The sequence below is a fragment of the Dokdonia sp. Dokd-P16 genome (assembly GCF_003095655.1).
GTDB lineage: Bacteria > Bacteroidota > Bacteroidia > Flavobacteriales > Flavobacteriaceae > Dokdonia.
On the sequence record NZ_CP029151.1, the window covers coordinates 2,439,829 to 2,461,740 of the forward strand.

Below are 21,912 nucleotides of genomic sequence, written 5' to 3' on the forward strand. Positions count from 1 at the left end.
TACATCATGAATACATCACCATACTATAAAGCGTTTGTAGCACAAACGTTAGAGGGAGTCTTACAATCTATTTTTAAAAAAGAAGAAGACGTTTTAATAGCGATTTCATTAACAAACGGGTTTTATCTAGAAGGTTTACTCATTGATTTAAAAACAGAAGGAAACCACACTACGGCTATCTGTATACGCACTCAGAACGAAGAAATATCCTATGTGCATTTGCATAGTGTTGCTATGGTAACTGTAAAACAACCTAAAAAGATGGTTGTAGAGTTATCAAAAGGAGTCATAAGTAGACCGCTATCATCCACTACAAATGCGTTGACAGTATTACAACTCAAAATCTGGTTAAAAAATGAAAAATCACAGTTAGGTAGCCAGATTCAGCATGTTAATGTAGAAGCACTAGATCTCAAAGAGGAGAATAATAGACTCAATGTTCAAGATCTATTTGTAGCATTTAAAAATAGCATAGACTCCATCACACAAGATAGTTTAGGGCAGGAAGCTTGGCTAGGTGTTGACAGCATCGTCATACAACAAGCAGAAAATTTACAGCTTACTATTGAGGCAAGCACACTAACCATATCAATCGCAATACATAAAGCCTTGCCTCAAAATCTTTCTTCACTACTAGAAGAAAAATTACTTCAATTATTATAAAAACAATTTAATCTATTATAACAACAACATATTATGGGACTTAAAGAAAAAAGAATCATTCAAGCATTTCAAAAAGAAGTATTTCCACAATTAGAAACAGAAATCAATAGAGCGGCTGGTTACACAGTTCCTTTACAAATAGAATGGAATACATTAATGGAAGATCGTTTCTCTCATTTATATAACGATACATTTCCTAAAATTTACTTTTTACCATTAATAGAAGCTTTTAAGGTGATTTGTGAGGATGCTATGGGAGTAGAGCTTTTAAAGGGAGGTCTCAAAAGTGTAGTGATTGTAAATGAAAATGACGAGCATAATCTAGAACGCGCTATCACCTTTGAAGAAGGCATTTTAAAAATAAATCACGGCCCAGTGGTTAACGCAGATAAAGTAGAAGAAAGAACTGAGCGTATTACATCACTACTAGAAGAAAAACTTGAAGAGTTTGCAGAGGGAACTACAGATACAGCCACCACAAGTACATCAAACACAGCTGACGCCGCTGCAACAAATGGTCAAGAAAATACTAGTGAGTCTACAGTGACTATACAAGAATTATATAACCAGTCTATTGCATTATCACTAGAAAAGCAAGAAATCTTTGATGAGCTTGTAAAGGATCTAGGGTGGAGTTTTGACATGCTAGAAGGGAAGGTAACCTTTGGTAATGACAAGGTATTTGACATTCAAGTATTGGGAACTTACTCAGAAAATGAGAAAAGCTGGTTATGGGCTTGGGCAAATAATCAAAGCGGTATCCCAGAAAAGTTTTTACAAACATCGCAAGCCGTACAAGCATTAGGAAAAGCGTGTAATATTGATGATTTTATAGCGCCAAAATTTGAGATAGATTCAGATCCCGGTATTTATTTTGCGACCATAGCCTCAGTAATGTCAAATGAGAGCTGTTACCTCGCGCTTCCTTTTAAAGGTATCACAGTATATGTGACTATTACCTCAGAAGAGGTAGAGAGTAAGGTGAGAATAGCACCAGCATTACTTTGTTCTCACTTTACATTTATTGCGGCAAATTATTCCTTCCCTCATAAATACAGTCTGTATTTCTACCTTAAAAAGAAAGGTTATGAGGTAGAGCTGCCAGGTAATAACATCATCGCTCAAAAAGGCGAAGATCAAATTCTAGGAATCTTTGACCTCAAAGGAAGACTTATGAAACTATCTAATTCAAAAATAACCGTTCAAGCTTAACAATATGTCATACACATCAGAAACACTTTCAGCACTAGAACAAGAACACCAAGTAGCACTAGCTACTGCACAAGAAAAAATGTTGAGCGAACTAAGCGATGCACAAGCATCTGGAGATCATGCAAAACTGCAAGAAGCCAGTGTAGATTTTCAAAATGTAACCTCAGAGCTAGCGGTAGCATATGCAAAACGTATAGAAGAAATCAATGCACTTAACCACAAAGCCACTGTAGAGCAAGAACCAGAGATTTATACAAACCATAGAGCAGATGTAGATTTAAATCTACTCGTTTATGATGGAGATAGAGATTACGTTATTGCTTTTCAAAAAGACGAGCTGATTCAAAAGACGTTGGAAAAAGTTAATGAAGGTAATAGCAAGTTCAAGTCTAGAAAACACCTATTAAAATCTAGTTTGAGACTCACAAAGACACTTGCACCTATGCTTCACGAGATAGGAGAACACTGCAAGCAAACCTTGAAGCTTAAAGCAGATATTGAGTTTTTTGTATATCAAAGTGACATGTTTAATGCCTCATGCTATCCACCAGATGATAATAAACTGTACATCATTCTATCATCAGGAATACTAGAGCGATTCTCAAAAGATGAGCTCACCTTTGTGGTAGGGCATGAGATAGGGCATGTGTTATTTGAACACTTTGACTACCCAGTGAGACAGATACTTGATCACGGTGAGAATGATCTCGCACCCATACACGCCATGAAGTTATTTGCATGGAACAGAAATGCAGAGATAAGCGCAGATAGAGCAGGATTGCTATGTTGTCAAGATTTTGAAGCCGTAGGTCGCACCTTTTTCAAGCTTTCTTCTGGAGTAACTACAGATTCTCTAGACTTCCAGCTTAATGCATACATAGAGCAGTTTAGTGATCTTGAGGAAGTCTTAAATGACTCAAATCATGACCCTTCAGACTGGTATAGCACGCATCCTTTTAGTCCGCTTAGGATTAAGGCACTCGAGCTTTTTAATAAGAGTGAGACCTATGCAGCTTTTAATAATACTATCAAAGGTGAGATTACAGAAGAGGCGATGGAGCTAGAAATCAAGCGCATCATGTCATTAATGGAGCCAGAAAACCTAGAAGACGAGAGCGAGCATTCAGAAAAAATACAGCGTTTAATGTTCTTAGGAGGGTACCTCATATCAAATGCAGATGGCGTGGTAGACGACTCAGAGATCCAAGCATTGAGCAGTATTGTAGCGCCTAAGGTATTTGCAAACTGTATGATGACTATCAAAGGACTCACAGAAGATGAGATGATAAGCGAGGTACAGGAGCTCACGCGTGATTTACACATAGTGCTCTCGGTCATGCAAAAGCTCAATTTACTACGAGACCTATCTATAATCTCCTATGCAGATGGCGAGATAGATGACAGTGAGATTATCGTATTATACAACCTAGCAAGATTGCTACATATCAATACAGATTTTATAGACCGTGTCATAAGCGACGCCCAAGGAGTAGACTAATGGCGGTTTAAAGATTTCTACGCTTTCGCGAAAGCAAGGCTAGAATGGGGTTTAGGGGGCTCCAAAGAAGGAAAGGCAGCAATACTATATTGCTGCCTTTTTATTGTTATAAGAATTTGATGCGCTACGATATGTGGTAAAAACAATAAGTACGCTTTCGCGAAAATGTGAAGTGATTAAAACTTTAGTAAATTAAAAGGAAGATTGAACTTGCGGAAATAAAGCAGAATGAATTTTGTTTTTATAGTTCTAATTCCTTTTTTGCCACATTACTCTTTATTAATTAGGTTGATGACGCTGTATCAGAATCCTGATTATGTAGTACGCCGTGCAACTGTGGAGTCTATAAATATTAATGGCATTTCTTATAAGTTAGCTTTAATTAAGGATGCAAGTTCATTATCACTTGGTCTTGCTGCATTATCATCAATGATTTTTCCAAATTTATCAAAAAGCAGATACCGTGGTATTGTCTTTATATTGTAATTATTATATAGTTTTGACTTCTTCCAGTTTGCAATTATATAATTATTCTCTTCAGTTGATAGATTTTCTAATTTACTTGCTCGAAGCCAAGCTGCGTATTCATTGTCAATTGAAATTTGAATAATTTCAAATTCTGTTTTATCAAATCTTGTTTTTAAATCTTCTAAAAATGGCATTTCTTTTCTACAAGGTGCACACCAACTTGCCCAAAAATCAACTAGCACTATTTTTCCTTTTTCTCTTAAAAGAATCTCCTCAAATGTCAATTGGTTGTCATTTACCAAATTGGATAAAACCCCAATAGTACGATCATTTATATCTAATTTCTCAATGTTTTCTCGTTGATTTTCTACAATTGTCATCCATTTGTCTTTCAACTCATTGCTACTATTTAAAGTATAAAATTTTTCTAGATAATTGTCAAATTTTGATTTTTCTAAAAAATAGATACTCTTTAGATAAGCACTTAGTAACACTTCTTTTGACGACTGATTAAATAGTGTTGTGTCTTTGCTAACAACATCAAATTGTACAGAGTTTGAAACTCTTTTATCCTTTTCAAAATATTTATATAAAACCAAAGCTTTTAAAAAACTTAAGTATTCATTGCGTTCAAATAATTCTTCATTATTTATTATAATATCCAAAGTATCTATGTCCAATTGTAAATGCCGCTTTCTAGCTTCTCTTACTTTCGATGTTGCGTACTTAAGTTGCTGGTCAAGCTTTGTACTTCTGTAGAACTCATCTGAGATACTATTAATAGCTTTTAGACTATCCAATAACAAGTTTGAGTTTTCATGTATTTGTTTTATTGAAAACTTATTGTTTTGAAATTTATCTTCGTCGATTACGATTGCCTCACTATTTAGATTTTGCTTAAACAGAAGGTAATCAAAGTTAGTTTCGCTCCATGATTTATCACTATTTAAGTGAGTGAAGACTGGATATTGTATTTGCTTAGATAAGTTGATTTTTAAGTTTGCCACGTTAATTAAAATGCTATCACCTTGCTCAATTTCAAGTTTGTAAAACATTGAAATGAATGGGTCTCCACCTATTATATAAACTGTACTGTCTGTAGGGATTGTTATAGAGGACTTGCTTTCCTTATTACCTAGGTACAACATGTCAGGAATACCCTGCATCTCATCCAGCGTTAAATTTGTAAAGAAAGAATCTACAGTGTCATTTACTTTTATAAATACCTCGTTTCTCTTTTCAATTGTTTCCTTATTGGAGACTAGAGGCTCAAAACTAGTATTTATCTTTTTTTCCGAACAACTGAGAAGTGCAAGAAGTAAAAGTATTGTGTATATATTTTTCATTTGTGAGCGGATAAAAAGCAATCTTTTAAAGCAACCAGAGTTCAAATCATAGAAGGCTCCTTGAAAATTTTGATATCACTGAAAAGATATGTAATTAGTTGTTTTTTTAATTGATTGTATAAATGTACACTTACTTTTAAATCTATCGCAGCGTATATCGCTACTAGAAATAATGATTGTAAGAATATTTTAGCGTGCACAATGAATAAACTTATCTTAGTGATTTGTTGCACTCACTTATGATTATTCAATCCGTTCAAGAATACTATTGCAGTCTTCTACACAGCCATTTGGATTTTGTTTGTGCATTAGAAATAAAAGATTGTTTCTAGTTAAATCTTCTGCGAAGCTTTCAGTCAAGCTTCTGACTAAATTTCCATGAAAATTAATCTCACAGTTAAAATCAAATGTTATGCTAGAAAGCTCATCATTGTAAAAATAGGTTCCCGTAGAGCAGCCTTCAAATTTTGTATAAATAAAAGATTTGTCATCATTTAATTGTAACGTAAATCCGTTGTCAACTTCTTCCCAAACGTAAACTGCAGGTGTCATAGAATCATCCTCTAAATTGAATGATCTCACCTGCTGCCATTTCCCAATAATTTTTTTTGAATAACTGTTATTACCATCATTCACATTGTCAGTTTCACAAGAAAATGCAATAAATGAGATTATTACTAAAAAGCATATTTTCCCTATAAATTTCAACATGATTTTATAATTATTTTTTAAAATTACTGTCTAGCTTACTGTATATCGCTATTAAAGCTGATTGTAATTAGTTGTTTTTTAATTGATTGCATAAATATACACTTATTTTTAAATCTATCGCAGCGTGTATCGCTACTAGAAATAGTGATTGTGAGCATATTTTTGCGAAAGCGTAGTTCAAAATTTTTTTATCATAAAACTAGCAAGTCTCTATGATATAATAAGCTTGACTACAAGCATTAAGAATTAATTATTATAGAAGTCATTATGATAATAAAAGCTGCTATTTTTTGATAGTAATTGATCGATAATATACCTGTAATTAAAAGTAAGTCGTTTGTAGTAGTTGACTTTATATATCCATCGCTTAAGCCTGATTTTTTGAACTCAATCAATTTTTTATTGTGCTCTTGTATGCTCCATTTGTTATTCCAAAAACTATCTGACTTCCATTCAAACTTTTGATTGTCCAACAATATTTGTGACTTAGTATTCCAAGAATTAAATGTTATCCTACCGATTATATTTTTGGATTTCAAATCTATTATTTCCATTCCAGAGTCAAACAGTCCTTTCTTCATGAATTTATAATGAGATTCGTTTATGTTTCCATAGACAGTGGTGCTAAATGCCTCTTTTTTAAGTTCTCCTATCTTTTTCTCACTCGAATATAATTCAGATGTTGATGAGAAAAATCCTTTAGTCCATTTGTAGTTTATCATGTTTTGTATTGCTTCCCACAGGCACGGCATAAAGAAAGCAACGCATCTTGATAATTATTACGATTGCTGGACGGCCTGCAGTTGATTGTTTTTTAATTGATTGTCTAAATATACACTTATTTGTAAATCTAGCATACGGTCTAGTGTTACTAGAAATAATGATTGTGAGAACATTTTCGCGAAAGCGTAGCTCCACTCATTGTAATCAGAATATGCTGTAGGATGCTAACTTGATAAAGGTGTTATGAACGCCATTTGTAATCATTAAGCGTCGTAAAACTCGGTGGTTTTAATAGTAAATCCTAGTGTTTCAAGTTTGGTTTTGAGTTCAGATAACGGGACACTATTAGGACTGTCTCTATATGTTAAGTTGTTTACCGTGATCTCTGTTGCTCCGGCTCCTTTTGCTGGTAGTATATTAGTAAAGACGAGTTCGCTACCATAGTCAAAGACCGTGAAGTCGTGCATAGTCGCTAGTGCATACTGCTGCGTAGTGTCTAAAGATAAAAGGAGTAGCTGGTTAGGTTGCATTTGTTGTGCAAGGTCTTTTGGAGTTCTATAAACGTTAGCGTGATATAAAGCGAGCTGTGCTGCGTGAATTTCATCTTCCTTATCTGCCAGCAAATCACTAGGTAACTCATAAGATCTACGGAGTGTTTTTAATTGACCGTAGCTAAGTGTAAAGGTTTCTATTACAGTGAGCTCCTTGCTTATACGAGCTTCCCTGTCATAATACTCATTGATGTATGGCTTAGCCATTGCTATCTCATTATACCAACCTATATAAAGGAGTGCCGCTGTTTCTCCTAATGATTCATTCCTGATTCCTCCGTACGCAGAGAGGCCAATCCTAATATCGCCAAACCACCAGTGTGCAGCATAAATCACACTGCCGCTGCTATAGCCCTTGTTATACTTTTTATCATCTGGCAGCGGATTCTCATGAACGTTATGAGGTTCGCCAAGAATGGATATGAGCTGTATCATATAAGGCGAGTGGTGCTGTTGAAACCATCCCTTTTTATTAGGTTTTAATCCAAATGAAATAGAGGAAACAGGCTTATCATAAGAAGGCCCGTAGAATTCACAGGAAACAGCATCTAAGCCTAAAAAACCGTCTGAAGGTACCTTGTGAAGCTTCCAGGAACTAGTATTCTTGTTGAGGTTTTCACGCCCAAAGATTTCAAAAACATCATTAAATGTTTGTCCCCATTTAAATGGTTTGTTGTCTATCTCAAAGCTGCTCCAGTCCATGTTGTTTTAGTGTCAATCATAGCTTGCGCGTAGCACAAATATGTGTAATTACGATTGCTAGCTTATTTGTAATTAATTGTTGAGTTAATCAGCTGCATTGTTGACTTGGTTTCTGCTGTAAAATCTCCATCTTTTGTTGTAAGCTTCTCAAAACTTATAAACAATGTTTTTTTGGCTGACTTTTTCACCTCTAGAATTAGTACCTCTTTACTATTGTTAATAGTTGCTTTCATTGCAGGCAGTGTTTTATTACCTAATTGAAAATCTATACTTTCAATCTTTGGAGTAGATATATTCATATTATTAATCATTGCTCTTGCAAAATCTTCAAGTTTTAATTCTTGATCCATTTCATAAATCACGATAGTTGTGCTATCACCCTTTAGCGTGTTTACTTTTACAGTCTCGTGTGCTTCATAAGAGGTAGTGAATGATGTGGGGTAAGAGAAAGAAAGATAATCATTTGTAAAACTGCCAGTATTCAAGTTTTCAATTACTGCAGTGGTGTTCTTACTGCTCTTATGGTTTTGTATTTGTTTACTAGAATCGCAGCTAGAAAAGGATAGTACAAGGATGAGTATGTAGATTGTTCTAAGCAAAGATTAAATTCTAAAATAGATTGTAGCCGCTGGGCTTCCTAATGTTATATAGTATAAATATACAATGATTAAGTAGGAAGTTATGATTGATTAAGATAAAAGCATCTTTACGATAGTCTTGACTCCCGTGAAAACATACTGTACGTTAAGTAAGACTAGTTAATCCAGTCAAATGCTTTTATAGAAACACCTGTAAAACAATCATCTGCACAATTATTAGGTGTAAAACCGCATAATGTAAGTAAGCCATTTACTTCAGTCTGTAAGTATATCGTATTATTCTCTTGGTCTACTACGAGGTAATCACTAGCGCAAGAATCATATAACTCGTCTATTGTGAGCGGTGTAGTGCCTTCAGGGTTAGTTTCTAAAGCAGCTTCGTCTTCAGAATAGGTGCTTGTAATTGTTCTTTCTCCGGTCTCACCGTTTATAGTAAAGGATTGGTAAACTCTTGAGACCACACTGTTATTTATCACTTTGATTTCTGTAGTGCTTCGATTACCTGTAAAGGAGATAATGTCTGTTTAGTAGACGTAAGATCTTCCATTATCAGTTTTTAAGTCTGCCCACTTGCTCAAACTTTCTTCATAAGATAAACCAGTCTCACCATTCAAGTATGTAAGAGTTGATAGGTTATCGATACTCGTAGTTTCATCATCACTATCACAAGAGGTAAGTAGGAGTGTAGAAGCTAAAAGTAGGTTTGAAAAAAAGTTTCATAATTATGTTTTTTGAATATTTTCTTAACTGGGTATCACAATTAAGTTTTTGATCAGCCAAGTAATACTACTAGGTAATATGAATAAAAATTAACGACTTACGGTTAGAGTATTTGTTGTTTTTTTGAATAATTGATCATTTATATTATAGGTAATATTGACAAATTGCCCATCTTCCTTTTGAGCTCTTACATTACAAATTTCATGATTTTCACCTTCTTTTAAAAAGAAGAAATATTTTCCTTCAAGAAGCTTCTCTGAAACTACATCTTTATTTGAACAATCCCATTTAAACTCTAACTGAGTGTAACCTTGATAAGGAAACTCTCCAGCAAAAAATGTAAAGCAATCATCTATATCTTGAGATTTTATACTTCCTTTATTACTGGAACGTACAATGCAGTTACTTTTATTAAATAATGAAGATCTTTCCTTTCCTTGCAGGTGGTTAATGGAGAGGATTTTATTTTTATCGGTGATTCCAAAATATAGTTCATTTGTGCCTTTTATCTTGTAGAACACTCCGTTATAGTATGAATGAATTTCCTTTGAACTTATGATTTCAACTTCATTTTTAGACTTTTCAATAGTTGAGTTCTTTAAATGATATTTATAGAAAAGATTTTGTAAATCTTTTTGTGATTGTTTCTCATTATCCGCACAACTTACGTTTGAAAGTAATAATAAACACAGAATAGATTTGATTATGTAAAAGTTTTTCATTGTTTAATTAAGTTTATTTAAAGTGCTGTCCTAGATTATCGTCTTATTGCAATTTCTCACTATGTTAATATTTCGTTGGCTTTCTAAATATGTGGGTAGATTATTATAGAAATGGGCTTTCGCGAAAGCGTTAAAATTCTAATAATCAATACTTTTTGGTATTTAGATGAAAATGGACTTAGCTAATCTACAAATAGATTTTCACACTTGTTTACGGATTTCCTTTAGGCTTGTTGTTTTTATGTAAAATTTACGTTATTATGTTGTATGTAATAAGCTTAGGTACATGGCTTTTGTTCTTGTAAGTAGAGGGCTTAATAGCCTTAGAACAGTAAGTTAGTTATTCCAAGAATGGAGGATAATTATGGATGCGCTATTTTATCTTAGAACCCCTTTGTAAATCAAGATAAAGGATGTATTTTTGCACTCCTTTTTGGCCACCTTTAGAAAGCTGCCAGTGAGGTATTTAAAAAACAAAACAAACCCTTTTACGGTTTCTAGGTTTATTAAGCTTTCGCAGAAACGTAAAATACAAAACCCATCTATCTACAAAGCACTTGTTTTGAGATAGATGCAAATTTTAGCAAATGGCTGAAGAAACAAAAAATCCTGAAGTTCAGGAAGACGCTGCAGTAGTAGCACCAAAAGTTGAGCTATCTCCAGCTCAAGAGAACCCAAAGAAATTTCTTGAAGATTTTAACTGGGAAAAGTACGAAGAAGGAATCGACACTGTAGATGACAAGCAACTTGAAGAGTTTGAAGCACTAGTAGCTCAAAACTTTGTAGATACACTTGATGACGATGTAGTAGAAGGAACAGTAATTACAATTACTGATCGTGATGCAATCATTGACATTAACGCTAAGTCTGAAGGAGTAATCTCTCTTAATGAGTTTCGTTACAATCCAGATCTTAAAGTAGGTGATAAAGTAGAAGTACTTATTGACGTACGTGAAGATGCAACTGGTCAATTGATATTATCACACCGTAAGGCACGTGTTATCAAGGCTTGGGATCGCGTTAACGCAGCACACGATGAGGGAACTATCGTAAACGGATTTGTAAAAGCACGTACTAAAGGAGGTATGATCGTAGATGTATTCGGTATTGAAGCATTCTTACCAGGATCACAAATTGATGTGAAGCCTATACGTGATTACGATCAGTATGTAAATAAAACAATGGAATTCAAGGTTGTAAAAATCAACCACGAGTTTAAAAACGTTGTAGTATCTCACAAAGCGCTTATCGAAGCAGATATCGAAGAGCAGAAGAAGGAGATCATCGGGCAGCTTGAGAAAGGACAAGTACTTGAAGGTGTTGTTAAAAACATTACTTCTTACGGTGTATTTGTTGATCTTGGAGGTGTTGATGGATTGGTACACATTACAGACCTTTCTTGGTCACGTATCAACCACCCGAATGAAATCGTTGAGCTTGATCAGAAACTGAATGTTGTAATCCTTGACTTTGATGAGGATAAAACACGTATCCAGTTAGGTCTTAAGCAACTTTCTAAGCACCCATGGGAGGCTTTAGGAGAAGAGCTTAAAGTTGGTGATAACGTAAAAGGTAAAGTAGTTGTAATCGCAGATTACGGTGCATTTATCGAAGTAGAAGAAGGAGTAGAAGGTCTTATCCACGTATCAGAAATGTCATGGTCTACGCACTTACGTAGCGCTCAAGACTTTGTAAAAGTAGGAGACGTAGTAGATGCTCAAATCCTTACTTTAGATCGTGAAGATCGTAAGATGAGCCTTGGTATCAAGCAATTAACGCAAGACCCATGGACAGATATTACTTCAAAATACCCTGTAGGTTCACGTCACGAAGGTATCGTACGTAACTTTACAAACTTCGGTGTGTTCTTAGAACTAGAAGAAGGTATTGATGGATTAATTTACATCTCAGATCTTTCTTGGACTAAGAAAGTGAAGCACCCATCAGAATTCTGTGAGGTAGGAGATAAACTAGAAGTAGTGGTTCTTGAGCTTGACGTAGATGGACGTAAATTATCTTTAGGTCACAAACAAATCGAAGCAAATCCTTGGGATAAGTACGAGGATGAGTTCAAAATGGGTACTACTCACAAAGCTGCAATCACAGAGATTGTAGACAAAGGAGCTACTATCGATTTTAACGAGGATATTACTGCATTTGTTCCTACTCGTCACCTTGAAAAAGAGGACGGTACTAAACTAGGAAAAGGAGAAGAAGCAGAATTCCAAATTATCGAATTCAACAAAGACTTCAAGCGTGTAGTTGCTTCACATATGGTTATCCATAAAGAAGAAGAAGCTAAAATCGTTAAGCAACAAGCTAAGAAAGCTAAAACTCAATCTGATGAGTCTAAGCCTACTTTAGGTGATGCAAACGATGCTCTTGCAGCTCTTAAAAAGAAAATGGAAGGAGGAGAGTAATTCTCACCATCTAATTTTTTATAATAAAAGCCTCTCAGGAAACTGAGAGGCTTTTTGTTGTTTACACGTGTAGTAAATAGGTGGTAAATATGTTTCGTTAAAAGTGGTGGGTGAGTAGTAACGCTTTAGCGAAAGCGTACATTAAAAATCTTATAAGTAAACCTATGACTTTACTGCTAACTGCTCATGACACTATTGCGCACGAGTTCACTTTGCCCTTATTAACAGGCTTACTACTATTTAAATCTGCTTAAGTGTGTTGTTTAGATTTACTTTTGATCTAAAGAATCGATAATAGTATCGTGTTGAAATACTGGGCCGTGATATTGTAATCGCTTGCGCATTTTGTATTTTCTTATCAAGTTATAAGGCTTCTTTTTTAAGTGAGATTTATTACTGTGTAAAAATGTGATAGTGGCATCTATAACTCTGCGGCTAGATTGTCCGTCATGATATGGGTGAGAAAATGCAGCAAACTCTTCTATATGCTTAATTAACTCAGGAGGATTAGTTAGTGCGCGAGTAATTTCTTTCTCAATATCGCTTACTTCTGTAACATCTACAAGATATGGTCCAGGCATATTATTCCTAAAAGTAACGACAGGTTTGTGTTGTAATAAAAACTCTATAATAGCAGAAGTAGTATCTGCAAAAAGGATATTCGCTTTCTTAAATAGCGGTATCAAATCTGTGGTGTCATGATACACAAAATTCTCATTTTGTAATGCTTTGATTTTTGCGTGTACAGCCGGGTCTAACTTAGGGTGAAGTACAATATTAAACTTCCATTTATCTAGCTTAGATAGACGTACAAGTTCTTCCATTACCTCGTCTTTTAAGGCAATACTGTAATCTTTTGTAAACGTAGAGGCAATTAATATAGTAGGCTTTTCTGTCTCATTATTTTCAATAGGAAACAGTGGGTCAACCTTTGACCAGCCTGTTTCTACTACCTCAAAATGAGGATATTTTTTTTGCTGCTTTTTAAAAGGGACTGTGCTTGAGGGTCCTTGCGTACAGTATAAATCAAAGAAACCTCGTATTCTAAACTGATCTGTTCCTTTACGTTTATTAGCAGGAAAACCATGAAAAATCTGCACTTTAATGCCTGATAGAAAATGAGCGACACTATCTGTGGCAGTGAGTACAATATGCGGCCTGTATGCAACTGCTTCATCTATAGTATGGAGTGCGCCTTGCTCAGAAAGCAGTTTTTCTTTTCCCTCATCTTGATCTGCAAACCAGCGTACGCTGTGTCCTAGTCTCAGTAGTTCCTGTTCTAGTGGTTTACCTATAGGAATAGAGTAGCTGTAAGAGATGTAAATGAGAAATTTATAATCCATGTTAAGATGTTAGTCTGGCAGATATCCAGTCTTTAATATATATAAGTAAAGCAGGATCTGCTTTTTCTAAACTCTGAAATGTGACAAATATCTTAGATGGATCATCAATAAATTGAGCCAACTTCTTTTTTACACTCGAGGGTTTCTTGTAAGATCGAAAATAAGTTAATTGTGTGTCTTTTGAGTAGTGAAAGGTTCCTTTTTTAATTTCGAGATGCTCAGATAATGAAGAAAGTAAAAACTGACTCTTATCCCGAAATCGATAGGAAATATTCTTTTTGAGCAAGTCCTCATGCTCATTAAAATAATTTACTAGCGTAGATTTTCTTACACTCATAGGAGTGTGATATCTTCTCACATATTTTTTTGTACCAGCAAGCATAGCGCTTTGCTGCTGTAGCCTTTTAAAGCTTGGTCTATTTGGGTCAGGTTCCTTTCCTATAAGCTTGAGCAGCTTTTGATAGTATACTTTAAGTGTTCTATCTTCATTAAACTTCTCCCATGAGCCACGCAATACGGGCATGCCATTGATAAAGAAATCTTCAGGAGCCGTAGCTCTCATTAAGAAGAAGTCATCATTAAAAACCACAAAATGCTCAGATAGATTTGGGATTCTATAGAGCATTATCTCTATAGAAATAGAGTTGAAACTAGGTAAAGCTTCTTCATAATCTTTAAAAATCACTGTGTGATCTATAATTTTTAGGTTGACACCTTGTTTTTGAGCCTTTATAGATAAGTCTTCAAAATCTTGTGGTACCTGATTGTCGGTAACGACATATATGTTTTTAATAAACGGAGCAAACTTGATAATGGATGCAATTGCAATCTGCACTTCGCCTATGGCGTTGTAGCGAGTACTCTCTGCTTTTTTAGAGAAATCAATCTTAGTATCTAGATACGAATTGATTTTATATTGCCATGTTAAGTCATCACCATTTACCCACGTGATAACCGCATCTATGTTCATATCATTAGTTTGCTCCGTTGTCATATTATACTGCTACGTCGTACTCTCTTAAGGCATCATTGAGAGATGTCTTTTTATTAGTGCTCTCTTTACGTTTGCCTATAATTAGTGCACAAGGAACTTGGTACTCTCCCGCAGCAAATTTCTTAGTATAACTTCCAGGTATTACTACAGACCTCGCAGGTACGCGCCCCTTCATTTCTACAGGTTCATCACCAGTAACATCAATAATTTTTGTGCTCATTGTAAGTACTACGTTTGCGCCTAAAACAGCTTCTTTCTCAACGTGTACACCTTCTACTACGATACATCTAGATCCTATAAAAGCACCATCTTCTATAATTACAGGAGATGCTTGTAGTGGTTCAAGAACACCACCTATACCTACACCACCACTTAGGTGTACGTTTTTACCTATTTGTGCACAGCTTCCTACAGTTGCCCATGTATCTACCATAGTTCCCTCATCTACATAAGCTCCTATGTTTACATAACTAGGCATTAAGATTACTCCCTTAGAGATATAAGCTCCGTGACGTGCAACAGCATTAGGCACTACACGAATACCGCGATTTGCAAAGTCTCTCTTTAAAGGAATTTTATCGTGATATTCAAAGATTCCAGCTTCCAGAGTTTCCATCTTTTGGATAGGGAAATAAAGTACAACCGCCTTTTTTACCCACTCATTTACTTGCCATCCGTCTTCTGTAGGTTCTGCAACACGTAGCGTACCACGGTCTAGCATGTCTACTACCTCACGTATAGCATTAATAGTTACTGGATTTGTAAGGAGCGAGCGATCTTCCCAAGCTTCTTCGATGATGTTTCTAAGTTGTGTCATTTGATATTTTTAAGCGCTGAGTAAGGTATGTTAACTCTTCTCAGTAATCGTTAATGGATGTTCAAAGATAAAGTTTCAAATGCTTTTTGATGGTTTCTAGTGGGGCAAAACTCAAACAAGTTAAGGCTTTCTTGTTATATATAAAACAAGTGGTACACTCTCGTAATGTGGATTGAGAAGCTATGAAGTTACTTAGCTGGTAAAAGATAGACTGCTCTGTAAGTAGCTACTTTTTTGTAATTGCAAGACCTTGCTATTATGAAAGCTATTGCGATGCACAACCTTATAGCTTGTTTTTCCTTATTTTTGCACAAATTTTATAGATGGCACGCATCATTGCAATAGATTACGGAACAAAGCGCACTGGTATCGCAGTGACAGACGAGTTGCAGATGATCGCTTCAGGTCTTACAACGGTTGAAACAAAAGATATTTTCATCTTTTTGAAGAAATATCTTTCAGAAGAGAAGGTGGAGGCTATGGTGATAGGTGAGCCTAAGCGCATGAATAATGAGGCGAGTGATGTGGAGGTAGACATTGTACGCTTTCGCGAAAGCGTAGAAAAAAAACATCCAGAGTTAACCATCATTAGACAAGATGAAAGGTTTACCTCAAAGATGGCTTTCCAGACCATGTTAGACAGTGGTATCGGTAAAAAGAAAAGACAAAATAAAGCACTTGTAGATCAAATAAGTGCAACGATTATCCTTCAGGATTACCTGTATAATAAGTAGATATGATTATACCAATTGTGGCGTACGGAGATCCCGTACTTAAGAAAAAAGCAAAAGATATTACTCCGGAGTATCCTAAATTTAGCGAGCTCATAGAGAATATGTATGATACGATGTATGAAGCTCACGGTGTTGGGCTTGCAGCACCTCAAATAGGTTTACCTATACGTGTGTTTCTAGTAGATACAACACCGTTTGCAGAAGATGAAAGCTATACTCCAGAAGAGCAGGAACAGCTTGCAAATTTCAAGAAAACCTTTGTAAATGCAGAGATTCTTGAAGAAGAAGGAGAGGAGTGGGCATTTTCTGAAGGCTGCTTGAGCATACCTGGTATTAATGAAGATGTTTTTAGAAAACCTAAGGTGACTATCAGGTATCAAGATGAGAACTTTAAAGAGTACACAGAGACTTATGATGGACTTATTGCTCGAGTAATCCAGCATGAGTATGATCATATAGAAGGGGTCCTTTTTACAGATAAACTCTCAAGTCTTAAAAAGCGTTTAATAAAAGGAAAGCTTGTAAATATCTCAAAAGGTAAGTGTAATGCAGAGTATCGCATGCGTTTTCCAGCAGCGTCAAAAAAGCGCTAGTATTCTTAAAGTCTCGTGTAAAGATTAACGAATCCTTGCAAACAAAATTTGTAAATATGTATCGCAAAGTGCATCTTTGCCACCCAATTTGAATAACATATGAGTTTAGATAAAGTAATTGCAATCGCTGGAAAGCCTGGAATATATGAGTTAAAGCAACAAACACGCAGTGGTTTTGTGGCAGAATCTCTAGTAGATGGTAAGAGAATTACCGTAGGTATTCGTCATAACGTAAGTGTACTTTCTGAAATTGCTATCTACACCTTAAGTGAGGAGAAGCCACTTAGAGAGGTGTTACAAGCCATAAAAGACAAGGAAAATGGAGCGCCTACTATTAATCATAAGGTCTCAAAAGATGAACTTGAAGAGTTTTTCTTCAATGTGATTCCAGATTATGATGAGGATCGTGTATATGCTAGTGACATTAAGAAAGTAGTACAGTGGTACAACATTTTACAAGCAAAAGATATGCTTAACTTTGACGCGCCAGCAGCTCCCGCAGCAGCAAGCGAAGAAGAGGAATAGTGCATAACTTTTTATAATATTAAAAAGCCTTTACAGTTTATTTGTAAAGGCTTTTTTAGTTTTAAAGATGAGTACGCTTTCGCGAAAATGTGACAAGCACCCACACCATAAATAACATTAAATTCAGGTAATAGTAAATTATTGCTGCAATTACCACCCTGACTATGAATACAAGAGAGACGCAATTAAAAGCCTTTGATAGATTACTAACCATAATGGACGAACTACGCGTAGGTTGTCCTTGGGATAAAAAGCAAACCATGGAAAGCTTGCGTCACCTCACCATTGAGGAAACCTATGAGCTAGGCGATGCTATTCTTGATAATGATCTAGAAGAGGTGAAAAAGGAGCTTGGTGATCTTTTGTTACACATTGTGTTCTATGCCAAAATAGGAAGCGAGACTAAGGATTTTGATATCGCAGATGTAGCAAATAGTATTTCTGATAAACTAGTTTCTCGCCATCCACACATTTATGGAGATGTTGATGTGGCAGATGCAAAAGAAGTAGAGCGCAACTGGGAAAAACTTAAGCTTAAAGAGGGTAAGAAGTCTGTACTAGAAGGAGTTCCAAAGGGATTGCCAGCACTAGTAAAAGCCAGTCGAATTCAAGATAAAGTTGCTGGCGTAGGTTTTGACTGGGAAGAACCACAGCAGGTATTTGAAAAGGTGCAAGAAGAACTTGAGGAGCTACAACACGAAGTAAATGAGAATAATCAAGAAAAGATTGAAGCCGAATTTGGTGATGTGCTGTTCTCAATGATTAACTACGCACGGTTCTTAAAAGTAGATCCGGAAAGCGCACTAGAACGCACCAATAAGAAATTTATAAAACGCTTTCAATATTTAGAAGGTAAAGCAAAGGAACTTGGAAAAGACTTTTCAGACATGACACTGGCAGAAATGGATGCTTTCTGGGAAGAGGCTAAGAAATTGTAATCGATTTATAACAATGTATTTAAAGTTCTTTTAGAGTCTGATATATTTTATTTCTAGATGGAAAGTGCTTTGAATTTTAATTAAACTTCAACTTCAACTTCAACTTCAACTTCAACTTCAACTTGAGGGCTACTTCCCTCACTCAAACATCCTGTTCCCTCAATCTAGGTTTTTAAAAGGTGATCTCTACTATAATTTCACCTCACAATTAAAAACCAAAGGATATGAAAACACTTACCACATTCATAACGCTACTCCTCTTAACTATAGGAGTACAAGCTCAAGAAATAACAATTTCAGGAAACGTATCAAATGATAGCGAACCTCTTCCAGGAGCTAATGTTCTTATAAAAAACAGTAAGATAGGCGTTGTGTCCGACTTTGATGGAAACTACGAGATTAAAGCTGCTGCTACAGATACATTAGTCTTTACCTACGTTGGCTATAATTCAAAAGAGGTTCCTGTGAATTCTCAGACTACTATAAATGTCATTTTAGAATACAGTAGTGAGCTAGATGAAGTAGTGGTTACAGCTATGGGTGTAAGAAGGGAGAAGAAAGTTTTAGGATATGCTGTTTCTACCGTTTCTTCAAAACTCGAAGGGAAAGTTGCTGGAATACATATTACAGATGGAAAACCTTCACCTGGAATTTCTCAGAATGATCCTGCGTATGGCCAACTAACAGCGGGTGAACTAAATGACGTAGAGAAATACGCTGAGTTTGTAAAAATTTACAACTCTGGTGAAGCAAAGGAAATCGCAAAGAAATGGGAATTTAATCACAAAGGTAGAACTGATATTCAAGTAACGGATATCAGCGGACTGCCAGTAGCAAACGTAGGTGTTGCTATTTATAAAAATAATAACCTCTTGATGAAAGGATTAACAGATGCATCAGGAATGAGTATGCTATTTAAAGGGAAGAATAATCCAACAGATACTTATTTAGTGCAACTATATTATAGTGGAAATATAGAAGGAAAGAAAATCTCTAGAAATCAGAAACAAGTCTCTTTTGTAATTAATGAACATCAAGCCAGTAATGCGATCGACATATTATTTGCAGTAGATGCTACAGGTTCCATGGGTGATGAGATTGCATATCTTAAGTCAGAACTCAAAAATATAATGAGCAGGATAGACGCAAGTGTTGAGCAAAAGAGAGTAGCGCTTACGGTGTACAGAGACCATGGTGATGATTATGTAACCCGTGCAATAGATTTTAGTAGCGATGTAAATGAAGTAAAAGACTTCCTTTCGGCGCAGCATGCAGCTGGTGGTGGAGATTATGAAGAAGCGGTTGAGGAGGCGCTTAAGGTATCATTATCACAATCATGGAACAAAAAGGCAAAAGCGAGAATACTCTTTTTAATGCTAGATGCTCCGCCTCATTTTAATCAAGAAAATGTTGCCATGATTAAAAGCCAAATTGCAAAAGCAAGAGAGCAGGGTATAAAAATTATTCCAGTAGTTGCCAGTGGAGCAAATAAGGAAGTAGAGTTTTTAATGAGATCCTTTAGTGTGTCAACTAGTGGAACATTTGTGTTCTTAACTGACGATAGTGGTATAGGAAATGATCACATAGAAGCCACTACTGAAAGTTACAAAGTAGAAAAGCTTAATGATTTAATGGTACGATTGATAGAGCAGTATGCAGGTGTGCAAACTGCTGTTTAAGAGTAGTGTTTTTTTTGTGGATGATTAATAGCGCACTGTGTGAAGCAGTGCGCTATTTCTTTATATAGACTGCAAGTATAAGTACTCTACTTTCTCTCGTGCCCATGGAGTTCTTCTCAGAAACTTTAAGCTAGACTTGATGGAAGGATCTTTCTTAAAACAATTAATATCTACCTGCAAACTCATTTCTTTCCAGCCATATTTTTCAACTAGAAATTCAAGTATATCTGCAAGCTTTACACCGTGCAGCGGATTGTTAGGTTGTGCTTTTTTCTCTTCCATAGGCAGCAAAGATAAAAGAAACTATTGTCTAAAGAGATTTACCGTTACCGTAGCGGCTTCTGTGTTTGGAAACTTAGCACTTAAGGTTTCATCTCTCTTCATTCCAATAGCGGCAAGGGTATCATGAAAGACTGGCACTTCTACAATATATTGATCAGAATATCCGTGTGTAGCATCATATGCCGTAACTGCTGTGCGTCCTATATTACGAGCGGCTACTGCTGGAGGAATACTGTGTAGTTCTATAAGTAATAACCCATGTTTCCCTACGTAAGGTGACCACTTACTAAAGTGAGCGGCAAGAGATGCTTCCACAACATTGTTAGATAGTCGTTTTCCTTCATATGAAAATGCTCCCGTTGAGGTGCTTGCATGCTCTAGCTTTTTCTCAGGGGCTTTCCAAACACGATTGTGGTCTAAGAAGGAGCGTACATTTAATAAATCGCCCAGCGTGATATTATACTCCTCTTGTAAATCTGACGCTAGTCTTTCTGGATCGCCTATATCTCCCCACATTACTTTTGCCCAGATTTCAGATTGTATTACATTTTGCTTAGTAATGTCTATGGCGGCTTGGTTGTAGTCTGCTCCTACTAGAATGAGTGGGTATTCATCTAGATGTTTACCACGTAATGTATGACGCTCGATGAGGTTGTAAAGGTGAATTAAAAACGCACCATTACCACAGCCCATATCGAGAATACCCTTAGGTTGTTCATCTAGAGGTTTATTAAAAATATCTAAGATGATGGTATCAACCACTTTAAAATAAGTAGCATGTGCACCACCACTTCCCCAGACGTTCATAGCTCTATCTACATGGCCTTCTTGATCACCATTATCATGATTTTTTGCACTAAGTGCATCGCCAAAAATAAGATTGTCAAGTTTGCGCAATGTTGGTATATACGATACAGTCACTCCATAAGAGCTTGCTCTCTTTGCAAAGAATAGTCCTTTGTCTGTAAATTGATACGTCTGTCCTTTTTTTGTAAAAAGCTCAAAATACGATAGGATGTCTAGAAGCTTTTTAAAATTCTCGCCATCTGCATGAAACTCCTCTGGCTTAAAGCTGGCTTGCATAAAGTATTTATGAAAGGCACCATTCATTGATAGGTGTACTAGCGTAGGGCCTAGAATATTTCCTTCTATATGCGCAAGTATTTGTTCTTGCACTTCGCGCTCCTTCGTAGTGGAAGATAAGGTAAGACCATAGGCTTCTTTGTATTTCTCAAAAATATCTTGGAGTTTTTTAAATGGAGCAGCCTCAAATTTTCTAAAATGATAATTCTCAGAAAGCTGTTGTAATGCTGTCACATCCTCATAAAGAGGAAATAGTGCAAATGCAATAGGCGATAATTCGTTTACCTTATAAACCACTTCGTTATCCTCATTATTCACAGTTTGCTCAATCCATCCCTGTGATGCAAGTACACGTAATGCTACGTTCAAGTAGCCTTCGTTTACGGTAAATGTGTTACTCAATGCAGTTAGGTTCACTTCTTTTTCTTGTAAAATAAAATCGGTTACTCCATTTTTATATAGTGAAAACGCAGATGGCGCTGTCACAATACCGTCTAGATGTCTAAAAAGGCGTTCTCTATAAGTGGTTTGTAGTGTTTTTGACACCATAATATCAGTATGTTAGTCGTTAGATTTTTATAAGTCTACT

21 protein-coding genes are annotated in these 21,912 nt (G+C 35.8%); 9 read left to right on the forward strand and 12 right to left on the reverse strand.

All coding sequences use genetic code 11. The features are described from left to right. The first annotated feature begins 6 nt into the window (after positions 1 to 6). The 3 genes from DCS32_RS10970 to DCS32_RS10980 are packed head-to-tail and all read left to right on the forward strand — an operon-like array spanning position 7 to position 3,373. Entirely contained in the window at positions 7 to 663 is a 657-nt protein-coding gene (locus DCS32_RS10970; RefSeq protein ID WP_108878297.1) for a hypothetical protein, read from the forward strand. Positions 664 to 696: 33 nt separating this feature from the next. After that, a complete protein-coding gene (locus tag DCS32_RS16140; RefSeq protein ID WP_204161775.1) occupies positions 697 to 1,875 on the forward strand; it encodes a DUF6882 domain-containing protein in 1,179 nt (392 codons plus the stop codon). A 4-nt stretch (positions 1,876 to 1,879) separates the two neighbouring features. Beyond that, complete coding sequence (locus DCS32_RS10980) at positions 1,880 to 3,373, forward strand: M48 family metallopeptidase (RefSeq protein ID WP_108878298.1); 1,494 nt, start codon at positions 1,880 to 1,882, stop codon at positions 3,371 to 3,373. 365 nt (positions 3,374 to 3,738) lie between these two features. Here the strand turns inward: DCS32_RS10980 and DCS32_RS10985 are convergent, their stop codons facing one another. The 7 genes from DCS32_RS10985 to DCS32_RS11020 form a co-directional block, all read right to left on the reverse strand. Continuing rightward, on the reverse strand, positions 3,739 to 5,187 hold the full coding sequence (locus DCS32_RS10985) for a TlpA family protein disulfide reductase (RefSeq protein WP_108878299.1): 1,449 nt from the start codon (positions 5,185 to 5,187) through the stop codon (positions 3,739 to 3,741). A gap of 243 nt (positions 5,188 to 5,430) precedes the next feature. Continuing rightward, the gene (locus tag DCS32_RS10995; protein WP_108878301.1) at positions 5,431 to 5,898 is read right to left on the reverse strand and encodes a hypothetical protein; all 468 of its coding nucleotides are present in this window, start codon (positions 5,896 to 5,898) and stop codon (positions 5,431 to 5,433) included. Positions 5,899 to 6,137: 239 nt separating this feature from the next. Then, positions 6,138 to 6,620 (reverse strand): hypothetical protein, encoded by a 483-nt coding sequence (locus tag DCS32_RS11000; RefSeq protein ID WP_162533637.1) that lies wholly within the window; start codon positions 6,618 to 6,620, stop codon positions 6,138 to 6,140. Between the two features lie 264 nt (positions 6,621 to 6,884). After that, positions 6,885 to 7,874, reverse strand: coding sequence for a hypothetical protein (locus DCS32_RS11005; protein ID WP_108878303.1), 990 nt, complete (start codon positions 7,872 to 7,874; stop codon positions 6,885 to 6,887). 62 nt (positions 7,875 to 7,936) lie between these two features. Then, positions 7,937 to 8,473, reverse strand: a complete 537-nt coding sequence (locus tag DCS32_RS11010) for a hypothetical protein (RefSeq protein WP_108878304.1) — start codon at positions 8,471 to 8,473, stop codon at positions 7,937 to 7,939. Positions 8,474 to 8,628: 155 nt separating this feature from the next. Further along, the gene (locus DCS32_RS11015; protein ID WP_162533638.1) at positions 8,629 to 8,949 is read right to left on the reverse strand and encodes a hypothetical protein; all 321 of its coding nucleotides are present in this window, start codon (positions 8,947 to 8,949) and stop codon (positions 8,629 to 8,631) included. A 333-nt stretch (positions 8,950 to 9,282) separates the two neighbouring features. Continuing rightward, positions 9,283 to 9,915 carry a hypothetical protein gene (locus tag DCS32_RS11020; RefSeq protein WP_108878306.1) on the reverse strand — a complete coding sequence of 211 codons (633 nt, stop codon included), beginning with the start codon at positions 9,913 to 9,915 and terminating at the stop codon, positions 9,283 to 9,285. A 587-nt stretch (positions 9,916 to 10,502) separates the two neighbouring features. On the opposite strand from DCS32_RS11020, the gene rpsA reads away from it, so the two are divergent. Continuing rightward, positions 10,503 to 12,335 (forward strand): 30S ribosomal protein S1, encoded by a 1,833-nt coding sequence (gene rpsA, locus DCS32_RS11025; protein WP_108878307.1) that lies wholly within the window; start codon positions 10,503 to 10,505, stop codon positions 12,333 to 12,335. Between the two features lie 269 nt (positions 12,336 to 12,604). On the opposite strand, the gene DCS32_RS11030 is transcribed toward rpsA, so the two are convergent. From DCS32_RS11030 to DCS32_RS11040, 3 genes are read right to left on the reverse strand one after another with little or no spacing between them, the layout of a single operon-like run. After that, a complete protein-coding gene (locus DCS32_RS11030) occupies positions 12,605 to 13,678 on the reverse strand; it encodes a CDP-glycerol glycerophosphotransferase family protein (RefSeq protein ID WP_108878308.1) in 1,074 nt (357 codons plus the stop codon). 1 nt (position 13,679) lies between these two features. Next, complete coding sequence (locus tag DCS32_RS11035) at positions 13,680 to 14,672, reverse strand: Stealth CR1 domain-containing protein (protein ID WP_108878309.1); 993 nt, start codon at positions 14,670 to 14,672, stop codon at positions 13,680 to 13,682. A 1-nt stretch (position 14,673) separates the two neighbouring features. After that, entirely contained in the window at positions 14,674 to 15,489 is an 816-nt protein-coding gene (locus tag DCS32_RS11040) for a 2,3,4,5-tetrahydropyridine-2,6-dicarboxylate N-succinyltransferase (RefSeq protein WP_013749738.1), read from the reverse strand. 323 nt (positions 15,490 to 15,812) lie between these two features. Here DCS32_RS11040 and ruvX point away from each other — a divergent pair, with 323 nt between their 5' ends. From ruvX to DCS32_RS11065, 5 genes are all read left to right on the forward strand, one after another. After that, positions 15,813 to 16,223 carry a Holliday junction resolvase RuvX gene (gene ruvX, locus DCS32_RS11045; protein WP_108878310.1) on the forward strand — a complete coding sequence of 137 codons (411 nt, stop codon included), beginning with the start codon at positions 15,813 to 15,815 and terminating at the stop codon, positions 16,221 to 16,223. 2 nt (positions 16,224 to 16,225) lie between these two features. After that, complete coding sequence (gene def, locus DCS32_RS11050; RefSeq protein WP_108878311.1) at positions 16,226 to 16,816, forward strand: peptide deformylase; 591 nt, start codon at positions 16,226 to 16,228, stop codon at positions 16,814 to 16,816. Between the two features lie 99 nt (positions 16,817 to 16,915). Continuing rightward, complete coding sequence (locus DCS32_RS11055; RefSeq protein ID WP_108878312.1) at positions 16,916 to 17,341, forward strand: DUF5606 domain-containing protein; 426 nt, start codon at positions 16,916 to 16,918, stop codon at positions 17,339 to 17,341. 164 nt (positions 17,342 to 17,505) lie between these two features. Continuing rightward, positions 17,506 to 18,279, forward strand: coding sequence for a nucleoside triphosphate pyrophosphohydrolase (mazG, locus tag DCS32_RS11060; RefSeq protein ID WP_108878313.1), 774 nt, complete (start codon positions 17,506 to 17,508; stop codon positions 18,277 to 18,279). A gap of 224 nt (positions 18,280 to 18,503) precedes the next feature. Continuing rightward, positions 18,504 to 19,958, forward strand: a complete 1,455-nt coding sequence (locus DCS32_RS11065) for a vWA domain-containing protein (RefSeq protein ID WP_108878314.1) — start codon at positions 18,504 to 18,506, stop codon at positions 19,956 to 19,958. A gap of 60 nt (positions 19,959 to 20,018) precedes the next feature. On the opposite strand, the gene DCS32_RS11070 is transcribed toward DCS32_RS11065, so the two are convergent. Both DCS32_RS11070 and DCS32_RS11075 read right to left on the reverse strand, forming a co-directional pair. Next, entirely contained in the window at positions 20,019 to 20,240 is a 222-nt protein-coding gene (locus tag DCS32_RS11070) for a VF530 family DNA-binding protein (protein WP_035334080.1), read from the reverse strand. Positions 20,241 to 20,261: 21 nt separating this feature from the next. After that, complete coding sequence (locus tag DCS32_RS11075; RefSeq protein ID WP_108878315.1) at positions 20,262 to 21,872, reverse strand: class I SAM-dependent methyltransferase; 1,611 nt, start codon at positions 21,870 to 21,872, stop codon at positions 20,262 to 20,264. Positions 21,873 to 21,912 lie beyond the last annotated feature (40 nt).

Bases quoted from the DNA above. Each gene is read 5' to 3' on its own strand.
- DCS32_RS10970 (WP_108878297.1), top strand. From the start codon at position 7: ATGAATACATCACCATACTATAAAGCGTTTGTAGCACAAACGTTAGAG.
- DCS32_RS16140 (WP_204161775.1), top strand. From the start codon at position 697: ATGGGACTTAAAGAAAAAAGAATCATTCAAGCATTTCAAAAAGAAGTA.
- DCS32_RS10980 (WP_108878298.1), top strand. From the start codon at position 1,880: ATGTCATACACATCAGAAACACTTTCAGCACTAGAACAAGAACACCAA.
- DCS32_RS10985 (WP_108878299.1), bottom strand. From the start codon at position 5,187: ATGAAAAATATATACACAATACTTTTACTTCTTGCACTTCTCAGTTGT.
- DCS32_RS10995 (WP_108878301.1), bottom strand. From the start codon at position 5,898: ATGTTGAAATTTATAGGGAAAATATGCTTTTTAGTAATAATCTCATTT.
- DCS32_RS11000 (WP_162533637.1), bottom strand. From the start codon at position 6,620: ATGATAAACTACAAATGGACTAAAGGATTTTTCTCATCAACATCTGAA.
- DCS32_RS11005 (WP_108878303.1), bottom strand. From the start codon at position 7,874: ATGGACTGGAGCAGCTTTGAGATAGACAACAAACCATTTAAATGGGGA.
- DCS32_RS11020 (WP_108878306.1), bottom strand. From the start codon at position 9,915: ATGAAAAACTTTTACATAATCAAATCTATTCTGTGTTTATTATTACTT.
- rpsA (WP_108878307.1), top strand. From the start codon at position 10,503: ATGGCTGAAGAAACAAAAAATCCTGAAGTTCAGGAAGACGCTGCAGTA.
- DCS32_RS11030 (WP_108878308.1), bottom strand. From the start codon at position 13,678: ATGGATTATAAATTTCTCATTTACATCTCTTACAGCTACTCTATTCCT.
- DCS32_RS11035 (WP_108878309.1), bottom strand. From the start codon at position 14,672: ATGACAACGGAGCAAACTAATGATATGAACATAGATGCGGTTATCACG.
- DCS32_RS11040 (WP_013749738.1), bottom strand. From the start codon at position 15,489: ATGACACAACTTAGAAACATCATCGAAGAAGCTTGGGAAGATCGCTCG.
- ruvX (WP_108878310.1), top strand. From the start codon at position 15,813: ATGGCACGCATCATTGCAATAGATTACGGAACAAAGCGCACTGGTATC.
- def (WP_108878311.1), top strand. From the start codon at position 16,226: ATGATTATACCAATTGTGGCGTACGGAGATCCCGTACTTAAGAAAAAA.
- DCS32_RS11055 (WP_108878312.1), top strand. From the start codon at position 16,916: ATGAGTTTAGATAAAGTAATTGCAATCGCTGGAAAGCCTGGAATATAT.
- mazG (WP_108878313.1), top strand. From the start codon at position 17,506: ATGAATACAAGAGAGACGCAATTAAAAGCCTTTGATAGATTACTAACC.
- DCS32_RS11065 (WP_108878314.1), top strand. From the start codon at position 18,504: ATGAAAACACTTACCACATTCATAACGCTACTCCTCTTAACTATAGGA.
- DCS32_RS11070 (WP_035334080.1), bottom strand. From the start codon at position 20,240: ATGGAAGAGAAAAAAGCACAACCTAACAATCCGCTGCACGGTGTAAAG.
- DCS32_RS11075 (WP_108878315.1), bottom strand. From the start codon at position 21,872: ATGGTGTCAAAAACACTACAAACCACTTATAGAGAACGCCTTTTTAGA.